This window comes from Streptomyces sp. NPDC002092 (assembly GCF_053593775.1).
In genome coordinates, this window is record NZ_JBSFDG010000008.1 from 25,142 (window position 1) to 38,933 (window position 13,792).

Genomic DNA, 13,792 nt, shown 5'->3' on the forward strand with positions numbered 1-13,792 from the left:
GGGGCGGGTGCACGGCCGCGTTAGGCTAGATGGTCACCCCTGTCAGTTCAGGTCGTCCCATCAGCCCATCCCACGAAGGTTCGCGAGATGTCTGCCGAAGTCGCTGCGGCCGCCGAGTCTGTGTTCCCGCAGCTCGAAGCTCTGCTCCCGCATGTGCAGAAGCCGATCCAGTACGTCGGCGGAGAGCTCAACTCCACGGTCAAACCGTGGGAGTCCTGTGACGTCCGCTGGGCGCTCATGTACCCGGACGCCTACGAGGTCGGGCTGCCCAACCAGGGCGTCATGATCCTCTACGAGGTCCTGAACGAGCAGGAGGGCGTCCTCGCCGAGCGCACCTACAGCGTGTGGCCGGACCTGGAGGCGCTGATGCGGGAGCACGCCGTCCCGCAGTTCACGGTGGACAGCCACCGGCCGGTGAAGGCATTCGACGTGTTCGGGCTGAGCTTCTCCACGGAGCTGGGCTACACCAACATGCTGACGGCCCTCGACCTGGCCGGGATCCCCCTGGAGTCCAGGGACAGGGGCCTGGACGACCCGATCGTCCTGGCCGGCGGTCATGCGGCCTTCAACCCCGAGCCGATCGCGGACTTCATCGACGCGGCGATCATCGGCGACGGCGAGCAGGCCGTACTGGACATGACGAAGATCATCCGCGACTGGAAGGCGGAGGGCCGCCCCGGCGGCCGCGAGGAGGTCCTGTTCCGTCTCGCGAAGACGGGCTCGGTCTACATCCCCGCCTTCTACGACGTGGAGTACCTCCCGGACGGCCGTATCGCCCGTGTCGTACCGAACAGGTCGGGCGTCCCGTGGCGCGTGTCGAAGCACACCGTCATGGACCTCGACGAGTGGCCCTACCCCAAGCAGCCCCTGGTCCCGCTCGCCGAGACGGTGCACGAGCGCATGTCGGTGGAGATCTTCCGCGGCTGCACGCGCGGCTGCCGCTTCTGCCAGGCCGGCATGATCACGCGCCCGGTCCGCGAGCGCTCCATCACGGGCATCGGCGACATGGTGGAGAAGGGCCTGAAGGCGACCGGCTTCGAGGAGGTCGGCCTGCTCTCCCTGTCCTCCGCGGACCACAGCGAGATCGGTGACATCGCCAAGGGCCTCGCGGACCGGTACGAGGAGGACAAGATCGGCCTGTCGCTCCCGTCGACCCGGGTGGACGCCTTCAACGTCGACCTGGCGAACGAGCTGACGCGCAACGGCCGCCGCTCCGGCCTCACCTTCGCCCCCGAGGGCGGCTCGGAGCGCATGCGCAAGGTCATCAACAAGATGGTCTCGGAAGAGGACCTGATCAGGACGGTCGCCACCGCCTACGGCAACGGCTGGCGCCAGGTGAAGCTGTACTTCATGTGCGGCCTGCCGACGGAGACGGACGAGGACGTCCTGCAGATCGCCGACATGGCGACGAAGGTGATCGCGAAGGGCCGGGAGGTCTCCGGCTCCAACGACATCCGCTGCACGGTCTCGATCGGCGGCTTCGTCCCCAAGCCCCACACCCCCTTCCAGTGGGCCCCGCAGCTCTCGGCGGAGGAGACGGACGCCCGTCTCGAAAAGCTCCGGGACAAGATCCGCGGCGACAAGAAGTACGGCCGCTCCATCGGCTTCCGCTACCACGACGGCAAGCCCGGCATCGTGGAGGGACTCCTCTCCCGCGGCGACCGCCGGATCGGCCCCGTCATCCGCGCGGTCTACGAGGACGGCGGCCGCTTCGACGGCTGGCGCGAGCACTTCTCCTACGACCGCTGGATGAGCTGCGCCGACAAGGTGCTGCCCGCCTTCGGCGTGGACGTCGACTGGTACACGACGCGTGAGAAGACGTACGAGGAGGTCCTGCCCTGGGACCACCTGGACTCGGGTCTCGACAAGGACTGGCTGTGGGAGGACTGGCAGGACGCCCTCGACGAGACGGAGGTCGAGGACTGCCGGTGGACGCCTTGCTTCGACTGCGGGGTGTGCCCTGCCATGCAGACCGAGATCCAAGTCGGACCGACGGGTAAGAAGTTGCTGCCTCTTACAGTCAAGAACGGTGCGCCGAGCCGGAGCTGAGTGAATCACTGAGCCTCCCGGCCGGGAGGCTCAGTGATCCATCGGAGCTACCGCGCTCGGGCGTCGGGACGGGAGGAGGCCTCCGTGAAGGGGTCCTGCTTGAGGACCAGTCGCTCCCGTACATCCTCCGGGATCATCAGTTTCATGCGGACATGCGGTGCACGGACGCCCTTCTCCTTGATCCGCTCGATCTTGCACTGCACACCGGCCTGGGACAGATCTGCTGACATGACCTCCAGGCCGCCATCCTGCCAACGCTCTCTGAAGGTCATGCCGTTGTGCACGGCCACCCACTGGTCCCCACGGGCTTCGGTGCCCTGGTGGTATTTGCGTGTCAATACGGGTTCGTCCCCGAGGACTTTCAAGACATCCTCGACGAACTTGCTGTACACATCATTGGGGTTGGGCGCGCCGTGGCCTCCGGCCTTGCAGCCGCCGCAGCGGAGATAGGCGTACGCCTTGCCCTTGGCGGTCGTCTTCTGCACGGTCATGTTGGTGCCGCAGCTCTGGCAGATGAGGATGCCCAGGAGGCGTGTCGCGCCGCCGAGACTGCGGGTGGGCTGGTTCTTCCCACGCCCTTCGAGCGCTTCCTGAAGGCTCTTGAATTCGTCTTCGGTGAAGACCGGCTCGGCGACCCGAATCGGCGCGCCGTCCTTGTCGCGGACGATCTGCGAGCGACGCACTCCGCCGTTCTTGTCCTCTTCCACGCGGTAGCCCATCAGCGCCGGGTTGCGGAGTCGGCGGAGCAGCGTTGAGGCCGTAAGGCCCTGACCGCACACGCCGGAACGTACGAGGACTTTGACCATGCGTCTGGCCGAGGCGGGTCGCTGTCTCACAGCGGCGCTGCGGCACCAATGCAGGATCCTGTAGGCGCTCTGATTGATGACGAGAACAACCTTGCCGTCAGTGCCCTCTGCCGTCTCGTAACCGTACGGAGGTTTGCCCACCAGCCAGTTACTCTGGGTTTTCGTGTAATTCCAGAGACTCGCGACCCGGGTGCTCGCGTTGGCCGCTTCGATCTCGGCGATGCCACCAAGAACCGTGACCAGCATCTTGCCCGCCGTGGTGGTCAGATCGATAGAGTCGTTCTTGGACACGAGGTTCTTCCCGTGCTCGAGACACCAGTCGATCATGGTGTTGAGATCCGACAGTCGGCGCACGAAGCGGTCCAGCTTCCAGAAGAAAATGTCGTCGAACTCCGGCACTCGGTTGCTCAGCCAGTCACCCAATTCCTTCCGTTTCCACGGAGGAATCTTGGTCGCAGACACGTTCAGGTCGCTGGCAACACCCACCACTCGACATCCCCGGTCCCTGGCGAGCGCGCGTAGATCAAGCTCCTGTCGCACCGGCGAGGTCGTGTCGGCGGTGAGGACCGACAGACGCACTGACAGCAGCGCCCGTGGAGCGTCGTCCGGCAAGAGTGCCTCGGCCCTCTTCAGCTCCTCCAGAAGAGCCAAGTCTGTTTGCGTCCACTCGGCCGTGACTGGGCGTCGGCGACGATCAGTTGCCGCACGCGTCCTCGATCGGTTCCCCATGTTGCCGACGGTAGCGTGGTTTTGGCGTGTTGGTGTGTGAATCAGAGGGATACGCCAATCGGGCCTTCATGGGCCAGCCACCTGGCCCCATCCGGCTGTCCGGTGCGTGCGTCCCGGTCCGTAAGGTGGCTCCGAAGGAAGATCGTCCGGCGGACATCACCTGGAGTGTCAACACCCATGCCCGCACTGAATGTCGTCTCCGTCGTCACGCCGGTGCACGGCGGCGCTGTCCGTTTCCTTCCCGACGCCTACGCCTCTCTGCTCCGCCAGGATCTTCCCGGCGGACGGTCCTGGGAGTGGTGCGTCCAGGAGGACGGCAGCGACGTCCGCGCACAGGCGTATCTGCCGACCGACGATCCGCGGATCCGGATCTCGGCCTCCCGCGCCGGTGGGCCTCATGTGGCGCGGACCATGGCGTTCGCGCGCTCGACCGGGGCCTATGTGAAGACGCTGGACGCCGACGACCAGCTCACCGCCGGCACTCTCGCCCGGGACCTCGCCGTGCTGGAGGAGGACGCCTCGGTCGGCTGGACCACGTCACGGGTCGTCGATCTCCTCGAGGACGGCAGCACCGTCTCGTTCGAATCGAGCGACCCGCGACCCGGCCGGCTCCCCCGCGGAAGCGCGTTCGGCTTCTGGAGCGAGCACCGCCGGCCGCAGGTCCACCCGGCCACCCTGTGCGTGAGGCGCTCCCTGCTCGCGCTGCTGGGCGGCTGGATGGCCCTGCCGGCCTCGGGCGACACCGGGCTGCTGCTCGGTCTGGACGCCCTGGCGGACGGGTGGTTCATCGGTGAGACCGGCCTTGCCTACCGCAAGCACGGCGGCCAGATCACCGCCCACCCCGACCATCGCAGCGGCGTGGAATGGGAGGCCCGTATGTCTCTGATCCGTGAGCATGCGGAGGCGGTCCGGGCCTGGGCCGGCACCACGGTTCAGCCGGCGCCGGAGCCCGGGCCGTAGAGCGCGGCGATGTCCTTGGACGTCGCCCACCGGCTGTAGGTGGGGGACTGGGGCCAGCCCTCGGGTGAGTCCTGCCATTCCTCCTGGCGGCCGTACGGGAGGAGATCGATCAGCGCGAAGCTGTGACCGATCTGCTCGGTGCCACGGCCGTCGGTGTGCCAGGTGCGGTAGACGGTGTCGCCGTCGCGCAGGAAGACGTTGACCGCGAATCCGCCGCCGGGCGGTGCGCCGACGTCGGACCCGAAGGGGCTGTTGGCGGTCGAGTACCAGGTCATGCGGTTGCCGACGCGCCGTTTGTAGGCGAGTGCCTCCTCGATCGGACCCTGGGTGACGATGACGAATCGCGCGTCGTAGTTGTCCAGGAACTCCAGGCGGGTGTACTGCGAGGTGAACCCGGTGCAGCCCGGGCACTGCCATTCCTGGCCGGCGGACCACATGTGGTTGTAGACGATCAGTTGCCTCCGGCCGTCGAAGACGTCCGCCAGCCGGACGGGGCCGTCCTCGCCGTCGAGGGTGTAGTCGGGCATCTCCACCATCGGCAGCCGGCGACGCTCGGCGGCGATGGCGTCGAGTTCCCGTGTCGCGGCCTTCTCCCGGGCCCGCAGTGCGGCGAGCCTGCGCTCCCACGTTGCGGCGTCGACGACGGGTGGCAGGGCTTGGTCGGTCATGGTCCCTCACAGAGCTCGCGCGTGACTTTCGCTGGTTCAGGGGTAGACCGCGCGGGGCTCCGGAACTCATCGGTGTTCTGACGAGGGATCCGGACGGGCGGCCCCGGCGTCTGTGTGGGTATGGATCTGCAGAAGCCACCCGCCGGACACCCCGAACAGCAGCCCGCGCGGCAGTCGCCCGAAGGGTGCCTCGTGGTGGCGATCCGGCTTCCCGTGCGGATCGTCGTGCTCGTGCTGGTCGTGCCGGTACGGATGGTGTGGGACGCGCTCGTCGTCACCGGGCGGTTCCTGAACGACACCGTGTTCCGGCCGGTGGGGCGCGCGCTGCTGTGGGCGGCGCGCGCGGCGTTCGTGTGGCCCCTCCTGGGGCTGTGGCGGTATGTCGTCGTGCCCCTGGGCAAGGCGCTGGGGTGGCTCGGGAACGTGCTTCTCGTGCTGCCGCTGAAGTGGTTGTACCGCTATGTGCTGACCCCGCTCGGACAGGCCCTGGTGTGGGTGTACGCGCGCGTGCTGACGCCCGTCGGGCAGGGCGTGACGTGGGTGCTCAGAGGGATCGGGGCGGTGCTCGCCCTGCTCGGGACCGGTGTGTTCGCCGGTGTCGCGTGGCTGGTGCGGTATCTCGCCGTCGTTCCCGCGGTGTGGGTGTACGCGCGCGTGCTCGCGCCGGTCGGCCGGGCGGTCGCCTGGCTCGCGGGCGTGGTCACCACCGGCGTCGGGGTCGGGCTGTACTGGGTGGGCCGGGTGCTGTTCGTGCTGCCAGCGCTCGCCCTGTGGCGGTGGGTGCTGGTGCCGGTCGGGCGGTTCCTGGCCGTCGTCGGGCGCGAGGTGGGGCAGGCGATCGGTCATGCCTGGCGGGTGGCCGGGCGGATCTCGCTCGCCGTGGGGCGGGCGCTCGCCACCCTCTTCCGGTGGATCTTCGTGGAGCCCGTGCGCTGGGCTTACCGGACCGTGCTCACGCCGGTCGGACATGTCGTACGGGATGCCGTGCTGCGGCCCGTCGCCGAGGCGGCGCGCAGGGTGGGGCGGGCCACCCGGCTGGCGCTCGCCTCCGCCCGGGAGTCCGCACGGCAGGCGCGCGCCGACTTCCGGCGGATGCTTTTCGGGGAGCCCGAGCGAAGGGAGGCAGTGGCCCGGCGGGAACCTACGGCCCGCGAGACACGTACTCTTGGTAGCAGTACGACCGCTCTCACGAAGGACTGAACGACACTGGGCAAGCGACAGCCCGAAGGCCCGCCGCCCGCACCCGCGGTGCAGCGCATCCGACTGCGCTACACCAAGCGCGGCCGCCTCCGGTTCACCAGCCACCGTGACTTCCAGCGCGCCTTCGAGCGTGCGCTGCGCCGCGCCGAGGTGCCCATGGCGTACTCGGCGGGGTTCACGCCGCATCCGAAGGTGTCGTACGCCAATGCCGCACCCACCGGCACGGGCAGTGAGGCGGAGTATCTGGAGATCGCCCTCACCGAGGCGCGGGACCCGGAGAAGCTGAGGCTGCTGCTCGACGAGTCGCTGCCCGCCGGGCTCGACGTCGTCGACGCGGTCGAGGCCCGGACCTCCGGCCTCGCCGACCGGCTCACGGCTTCCGTGTGGGAGCTGCGGCTGGACGGCGTGGACCCGGCCGAGGCGGAGCGGGCCGCCCAGGCCTTCAACACCGCCGAGGCCGTCGAGGTCCAGCGCATGACCAAGAACGGCGTGCGGACTTTCGACGCACGCCCCGCGGTCGTACATCTTGAAACGCACAGTGATCCGGCTGATAGGCCGACCGACCAGCCCTGTGCGATACTGCGGCTGGTTGTTCGGCACGTGACGCCTGCCGTACGACCCGACGACGTCCTGTCCGGTCTCCGCGCCGTGGCCGACCTGGCGCCGCCGGTCCCCGCAGCGGTGACCAGGCTGGCGCAGGGGCTGTTCGATGAAGAGACCGGCACGGTGACCGACCCGCTCGCGCCCGACCGCGAGGCAGCGACGGCCCCTGTGGCCGATTCCGCTGCCGCCGCGAAGGCGTCGGCGTAAGGAAGGTCCCGCGAAGGACGGACGTCGAAGCGCCGCCCTCGTACTCGGGAGCCACCTGGGTCGGGCAGCGCACCGACACAGAAGACTTTCGCCAGGCCGTACGCATTCGGTGTACGGAACCGGCGAGACAGGACACAGAGAGCTCCCGTGCGGCGCCCGCGCCCCGGACGGCGGCACCGCGCATCGCGCGAGCCGCGGACGTCACCGGCGATCAACGCCGGACCGGGCGCGGCGCCCGGGAGCCTGACGGGAGAAATGCCCGCATGCTCGAACCGACCGAACCCACCGAGGGTTCCGAACTGAACACCCCCAGCGACACCTTGCCGCCGCGTCGTCGGCGCCGTGCCGCCTCGCGCCCGGCGGGTCCCCCCGCCGGGGCCGCCTCCGAGATCCCGGAGGAGATCGTCGCGCCGGCCATACCGGCCGACAGCGACAGCGAGCAGAAGCCCGACGAGACCGAAGAGGTCGCCGGGGTCGAGGAGACCGAAGAGGTCGCCGAGGCGCCTTCGGTCGTCGAGGAGCCTGCGCCCGCCGCGCGTACGCGTCGTCGTGCGACCCGCCGGGTGTCCGCTCCTGCCGGAGCGCCCGCTGCCGCCGAGGCCGCCGAGACCGTGGTGCCCGCTGCCGCTCCGGTCGAGGAGCCGGCCGCTGCCGAAGCCGCCGCCGAGTCCGACGAGGACGCCGCGCCGCGCCGGACCCGCCGCCGTGCCACGCGCCGTGTGTCGGCGCCCGGCGAGGCACCCGTGAGCGTCGAGGCGACCGCTGCCGAGGACACCGAGGTGCCCGCTGTGGCCGAGGCGCCCGCCGCCGAGGCCGTCGCGCCGGCCGAGGACGCCGCCCCGCGCCGTACGCGTCGTCGTGCCACGCGCCGTGTGTCGACGCCGGTCGAGGAGACCGCCGGCGTCGAAGAGGCGCCCGCTGCCGAAGAGCCCGTCGCCGTTCCGGCCGCCGCCGAGCAGGCCGAGGAGGACGGCGCGCCGCGGCGTACCCGCCGCCGCACCGCCCGCAAGGCCGCCACCGGGTTCGCCGAGCCCGCGCAGACCGCCGGTGCCGCCGAGAGCGTCGAGGACGAGGGTCCGCGACGGCCGGCCCGTCCCGCCGTCGCCGTGTTCCAGGCGCCCGTGTTCACCGAGCCGCAGTTCCAGACGCCGCAGCGGGCCGCCGCCGAAGCGGCCGCCGAGGCCGAGACCGCCGAGCCGGAGGAACTCCCCGAGGAGCAGGCCGGGGCGCGGCGCCGGCGCCGTCGCCGCGGTGCCGCGTTCGGCGAGGAGGCCGAGCCGCAGGCCGTCGAGACCGCCGTGGAGGACGAGGCGGAGGAGGCCGAGGAGTCCGTCGAGGACGGCGCCGAGGGCGACGAGTCCGAGGACACCGGTTCGCGCCGTCGCCGTCGCCGTGGCGGCCGTCGCCGCCGGCGTGGCGAGTCCGCCGAGTCCGCGGGTGACGACGAGTCGGAGGAGTCCGACGAGCTTGCCGCCGTACAGGACGGGCGGGCTGATCAGGACGCTGCGGACACCGCCGAGCAGGTCGAGGACGACGAGGAGGACGAGGCGGGCGAGAGCGGCGGCTCCAGCGCCAGCAGCCGTCGGCGCCGTCGCCGTCGCCGTCGTGCCGGTGACACCTCGGTGGACACCGAGCCCGGCGAGGGCGACCCCGAGCGCACCGTCGTCAAGGTCCGCGAGCCCCGTCCCCCGCGGGAAAAGGGCGCCGAGCCGTCCGACGAGGTGCAGTCCATCAAGGGCTCCACGCGTCTCGAGGCCAAGAAGCAGCGCCGTCGCGAAGGCCGTGAGCAGGGCCGCCGTCGCGTCCCGATCATCACCGAGGCCGAGTTCCTGGCCCGCCGTGAGGCCGTCGAGCGCGTGATGGTCGTCCGGCAGAGCGGTGAGCGCACGCAGATCGGCGTCCTGGAGGACGGTGTGCTCGTCGAGCACTACGTCAACAAGGAACAGTCGACCTCGTACGTCGGCAACGTCTACCTGGGCAAGGTCCAGAACGTGCTGCCCTCGATGGAGGCCGCCTTCATCGACGTCGGCAAGGGACGCAACGCCGTCCTGTACGCCGGCGAGGTCAACTTCGAGGCGCTCGGCATGGCCAACGGGCCGCGCCGCATCGAGTCCGCCCTGAAGTCCGGCCAGTCCGTGCTCGTGCAGGTCACCAAGGACCCCATCGGACACAAGGGTGCGCGTCTGACCAGCCAGGTCTCCCTCCCGGGCCGCTACCTCGTGTACGTCCCCGAGGGCTCGATGACCGGCATCAGCCGCAAGCTGCCCGACACCGAGCGGGCCCGGCTGAAGACCATCCTCAAGAAGATCGTCCCCGAGGACGCGGGCGTCATCGTCCGTACGGCCGCCGAGGGCGCTTCGGAGGACGAGCTGCGCAGGGACGTCGAGCGGCTCCAGGCGCAGTGGGAGGACATCCAGAAGAAGTCGAAGAACGGCAACGCCCCGACGCTGCTGTACGGCGAGCCGGACATGACCGTCCGCGTCGTCCGCGACATCTTCAACGAGGACTTCACCAAGGTCGTCGTCAGCGGCGACGACGCGTGGGAGACCATCCACGGCTACGTCTCGCACGTCGCCCCGGACCTCGCCGACCGGCTGTCGAAGTGGACCAGTGAGGTCGACGTCTTCGCCACCTACCGGATCGACGAGCAGCTCGCCAAGGCCCTGGACCGCAAGGTCTGGCTGCCCAGCGGCGGTTCGCTGGTGATCGACCGGACCGAGGCGATGGTCGTCGTCGACGTCAACACCGGCAAGTTCACCGGTCAGGGCGGCAACCTCGAGGAGACGGTCACTAGGAACAACCTGGAGGCGGCCGAGGAGATCGTGCGCCAGCTGCGGCTGCGCGACCTCGGCGGCATCATCGTCATCGACTTCATCGACATGGTGCTGGAGTCCAACCGGGACCTGGTGCTGCGGCGCCTGCTGGAGTGCCTGGGCCGCGACCGCACGAAGCACCAGGTCGCCGAGGTCACCTCGCTGGGCCTGGTCCAGATGACCCGCAAGCGCGTGGGCCAGGGCCTGCTCGAGTCCTTCTCCGAGACCTGCGTCCACTGCAACGGCCGCGGTGTCATCGTGCACATGGAGCAGCCGACCTCCCCCGGTGGCGGCGGCAAGCGCAAGAAGCGCGGGCGTGGCGGCGACGGGCAGGTGCACGAGCACGAGGCCGTGGCGGCCGTCGAGGCCCCGGAGGCCGTCGAGGAGACCGAGGACGAGGTCGCTGCCGAGGTCGCGGCACCGGTCGCGCTGTCCGAGCCGGCCTTCGCGCCGGACGAGGAGCTGTACAGCAGCGTCGCCGAGGCGGAGGCCGCGGTCGGCCGTGGCCGTTCGCGGCGCCGCGCGAGCCGTCGGGCGTCCGCTCCGGCGGGTGCGCCCCGGCGTGAGGCACCGCGGTACGAGGAGGCCGAGGCGCCGACCGCTCAGGACGTGACGGTCGAGGCGGAGACGGAGCGTCCGGTGCAGCCGGAGCCCGCCGCCGAGGCGCTGGCCGAGCCCGCCGCCGTGGAGGACGCCGTGGTTCCGGCCGAGGTCCCGGCCACGGACGAGGCGGCGCCCAAGGGGCGTACGCGCCGTCGTGCGACCCGCAAGGTGTCCGCGCCGGCCGGGTCGCCCGCGGGCGCCGAGGCCGCCGTGGTGACGGTCGCCGAGACGGCCCCCGTGGCCGAGGCTCCGGCGGCGGCGGAGGCGGAGACGGCGGCCGAGGCGCCTGCCGAGAGCGCCGCTCCGGCCCGCCCGCGGCGCCGTGCGGTGCGCAAGGAGGCCGCGCCGACCGCGTCCGAGGAGACGGCCGTCGTGGTCGTGCCGTCGGGTGCGGAGGAGCCGGCCGCCGCGGAGGAGAGTGCCGAGGAGGCGGCTCCGGCCAAGAAGACGGCCGCTCGCAAGACGGCCAAGAAGGCCACCGCGAAGAAGGCCGCCACCAAGAAGACCGCGGCCAAGAAGACGGCGGCGAAGAAGGTGACGGCCAAGAAGGCGGCGACCGCCAAGACGGCCGCGGCCAAGTCGACGGCGAAGAAGACCTCGGTCTCGGCCGCCGCCGACGAGAGCTGAGCAGTGCGCTGTGCGGCCGGTCCCTGTGACCGGCCGCACGCGTGCGGGGCCCGGCCCGGTTTGACCCCTCCGGCCACGGCCCCGTAATCTTGACCGTCGGCGTGTCCACAGCTACAGGACGCGCCACATCCCCGTAAACCTCATTCCTCCAGGGCACTGGGTGCTCCGGAGAGGCTGCCCGTGCCGGGTGGCTGGACTGCGGGGGTGCCGTTCCCGAGCGAGAGAGTGAGATCCGCGTGTACGCCATCGTGCGCAGCGGTGGTCGCCAGCACAAGGTTGCTGTCGGCGACATCGTTGAGGTTGACAAGATTTCCACTGCCAAGGTTGGCGACACGGTCGAGCTCTCGACCCTGCTCGTTGTCGACGGCGACGCTGTGACCAGCGACCCGTGGGTCCTGGCCGGCATCAAGGTCCAGGCCGAGGTCGTGGACCACCACAAGGGCGTCAAGATCGACATCCTTCGCTACAAGAACAAGACCGGCTACCGCCGTCGTCAGGGCCACCGCCAGCAGTACACGGCGATCAAGGTCACTGAGATCCCCGCGGCTGCGAAGTAAGGGACTGAGGAGAGATGGCACACAAGAAGGGCGCATCGTCCACCCGTAACGGTCGTGACTCCAACGCTCAGCGCCTCGGCGTGAAGCGCTTCGGTGGTCAGGTCGTCAACGCGGGTGAGATCCTGGTCCGCCAGCGCGGCACCCACTTCCACCCGGGCTCCGGCGTCGGCCGTGGCGGCGACGACACGCTGTTCGCGCTGCAGCCCGGTGCGGTGGAGTTCGGTACCCACCGTGGCCGCAAGGTCGTGAACATCGTTCCGGTCGCCTGAGTCGGTTCCTGACTCAGGGCTGAAGCCCGAACGCTTCGCGAGGCGGACCTCACTTCCCCTGTGGGAAGGCGGGTCCGCCTTTCGCGTGTTGACATGAGTAACACCCGTACGTAACTGGAGGCACCCACCATGACCACCTTCGTGGACCGCGTCGAACTGCATGTCGCCGCGGGTAACGGAGGTCACGGCTGTGCCTCCGTCCACCGTGAGAAGTTCAAGCCGCTCGGCGGACCCGACGGCGGCAACGGCGGGCGCGGCGGTGACGTCATCCTCACCGTCGACCAGTCCGTGACGACTCTTCTCGACTACCACCACTCGCCGCACCGCAAGGCCACCAACGGCAAGCCCGGCGAGGGCGGCAACCGCTCGGGCAAGGACGGCCAGGACCTCGTACTGCCCGTGCCGGACGGCACCGTCGTCCTCGACAAGGCGGGCAATGTGCTCGCCGACCTGGTCGGACACGGCACCTCGTACGTCGCCGCGCAGGGCGGCCGCGGCGGGCTCGGCAACGCGGCGCTCGCCTCGGCGCGGCGCAAGGCACCCGGGTTCGCGCTGCTCGGTGTCCCCGGTGAACTGCAGGACATCGTCCTGGAGCTGAAGACGGTCGCGGACGTGGCGCTGGTGGGCTACCCGAGCGCCGGCAAGTCCTCGCTGATCTCGGTGCTGTCGGCCGCCAAGCCGAAGATCGCCGACTACCCGTTCACCACCCTCGTCCCCAACCTGGGTGTTGTGACGGCCGGTTCGACCGTGTACACCATCGCGGACGTGCCGGGGCTGATCCCCGGTGCCAGCCAGGGCAAGGGGCTGGGGCTGGAGTTCCTGCGGCACGTCGAGCGGTGCAGTGTGCTGGTGCATGTGCTGGACACGGCGACGCTGGAGTCCGAGCGGGACCCCGTCTCCGACCTCGATGTCATCGAGGAGGAGCTGAAGCAGTACGGCGGGCTCGACCGGCGGCCGCGGATCGTCGTACTGAACAAGATCGACGTACCGGACGGCAAGGACCTCGCCGAGATGGTGCGGCCGGATCTGGAGGCGCGCGGATACCGGGTCTTCGAGGTGTCGGCCGTGGCCCATCTCGGCCTGAAGGAACTGTCGTTCGCGCTGGCCGACCTGGTGGCGAAGGCGCGCGCCGCGAAGCCGAAGGAGGAGGCGACGCGGATCGTCATCCGGCCCAAGGCCGTCGACGACGCCGGCTTCACGGTGACACGCGAGGACGACGGGCTGTTCCGGGTGCGGGGCGAGAAGCCCGAACGCTGGGTGCGGCAGACCGACTTCAACAACGACGAGGCCGTCGGGTATCTCGCGGACCGCCTCAACCGCCTCGGTGTGGAAGAGGAGTTGATGAAGGCGGGGGCCCGCTCGGGCGACGGCGTCGCCATCGGACCCGAGGAGAACGCCGTGGTCTTCGACTGGGAGCCGTCGGTGATGGCCGGGGCGGAGATGCTGGGCCGTCGTGGTGAGGACCACCGGTTCGAGGCGCCTAGGCCTGCGGCACAGCGGCGCCGGGACCGGGACGCGGAGCGGGACGAGGCCCTTCGGGAGTACGGCGGGTTCGAACCGTTCGGTGAGTAGGCGCGCCGCGGGTTTGTGCCGGGGTCTGGGGGCTGCCGCCCCAACGCCCGCGCCACGCCGATGCGCTGACGCTGGCCGCCGGAGAACTCGTGCGGGAAGCGGTTGTAGTGCTCGGGGTTCAGACCGACG

10 protein-coding genes are annotated in these 13,792 nt (G+C 70.3%); 8 read left to right on the top strand and 2 right to left on the bottom strand.

Going from position 1 to position 13,792, the window contains the following annotated elements:
- Nucleotides 1-87: 87 nt before the first annotated feature.
- Nucleotides 88-2,049: a TIGR03960 family B12-binding radical SAM protein gene (locus tag ACWCRD_RS19425; RefSeq protein ID WP_450967045.1), complete on the top strand. Its 1,962-nt coding sequence runs from the start codon at nucleotides 88-90 to the stop codon at nucleotides 2,047-2,049.
- Between the two features lie 47 nt (nucleotides 2,050-2,096).
- Here ACWCRD_RS19425 and ACWCRD_RS19430 read toward each other — a convergent pair whose 3' ends face one another.
- A complete protein-coding gene (locus tag ACWCRD_RS19430; protein WP_450967046.1) occupies nucleotides 2,097-3,584 on the bottom strand; it encodes a recombinase family protein in 1,488 nt (495 codons plus the stop codon).
- Nucleotides 3,585-3,761: 177 nt separating this feature from the next.
- On the opposite strand from ACWCRD_RS19430, the gene ACWCRD_RS19435 reads away from it, so the two are divergent.
- Nucleotides 3,762-4,544, top strand: coding sequence for a glycosyltransferase family 2 protein (locus ACWCRD_RS19435; protein WP_450967047.1), 783 nt, complete (start codon nucleotides 3,762-3,764; stop codon nucleotides 4,542-4,544).
- On the opposite strand, the gene ACWCRD_RS19440 is transcribed toward ACWCRD_RS19435, so the two are convergent.
- Nucleotides 4,517-5,212, bottom strand: a complete 696-nt coding sequence (locus ACWCRD_RS19440; protein ID WP_450967048.1) for a DUF899 domain-containing protein — start codon at nucleotides 5,210-5,212, stop codon at nucleotides 4,517-4,519. The two genes, ACWCRD_RS19435 and ACWCRD_RS19440, sit on opposite strands and share 28 nt — an antisense overlap.
- A 120-nt stretch (nucleotides 5,213-5,332) precedes the next feature.
- On the opposite strand from ACWCRD_RS19440, the gene ACWCRD_RS19445 reads away from it, so the two are divergent.
- The 6 genes from ACWCRD_RS19445 (at nucleotide 5,333) to obgE (ending at nucleotide 13,663) form a co-directional block, all read left to right on the top strand.
- A complete protein-coding gene (locus ACWCRD_RS19445; RefSeq protein ID WP_450967049.1) occupies nucleotides 5,333-6,412 on the top strand; it encodes a hypothetical protein in 1,080 nt (359 codons plus the stop codon).
- A gap of 48 nt (nucleotides 6,413-6,460) precedes the next feature.
- Nucleotides 6,461-7,222, top strand: a complete 762-nt coding sequence (locus ACWCRD_RS19450) for a TIGR03936 family radical SAM-associated protein (RefSeq protein ID WP_450967050.1) — start codon at nucleotides 6,461-6,463, stop codon at nucleotides 7,220-7,222.
- Between the two features lie 263 nt (nucleotides 7,223-7,485).
- Nucleotides 7,486-11,265 carry an Rne/Rng family ribonuclease gene (locus ACWCRD_RS19455; protein ID WP_450967051.1) on the top strand — a complete coding sequence of 1,260 codons (3,780 nt, stop codon included), beginning with the start codon at nucleotides 7,486-7,488 and terminating at the stop codon, nucleotides 11,263-11,265.
- Between the two features lie 236 nt (nucleotides 11,266-11,501).
- Nucleotides 11,502-11,822, top strand: coding sequence for a 50S ribosomal protein L21 (gene rplU / locus ACWCRD_RS19460; protein ID WP_007381993.1), 321 nt, complete (start codon nucleotides 11,502-11,504; stop codon nucleotides 11,820-11,822).
- 14 nt (nucleotides 11,823-11,836) lie between these two features.
- The gene (gene rpmA / locus ACWCRD_RS19465) at nucleotides 11,837-12,091 is read left to right on the top strand and encodes a 50S ribosomal protein L27 (protein WP_401430484.1); all 255 of its coding nucleotides are present in this window, start codon (nucleotides 11,837-11,839) and stop codon (nucleotides 12,089-12,091) included.
- Between the two features lie 129 nt (nucleotides 12,092-12,220).
- Nucleotides 12,221-13,663 (top strand): GTPase ObgE, encoded by a 1,443-nt coding sequence (gene obgE, locus ACWCRD_RS19470; RefSeq protein WP_450967052.1) that lies wholly within the window; start codon nucleotides 12,221-12,223, stop codon nucleotides 13,661-13,663.
- The last annotated feature ends 129 nt before the right edge of the window (nucleotides 13,664-13,792 follow it).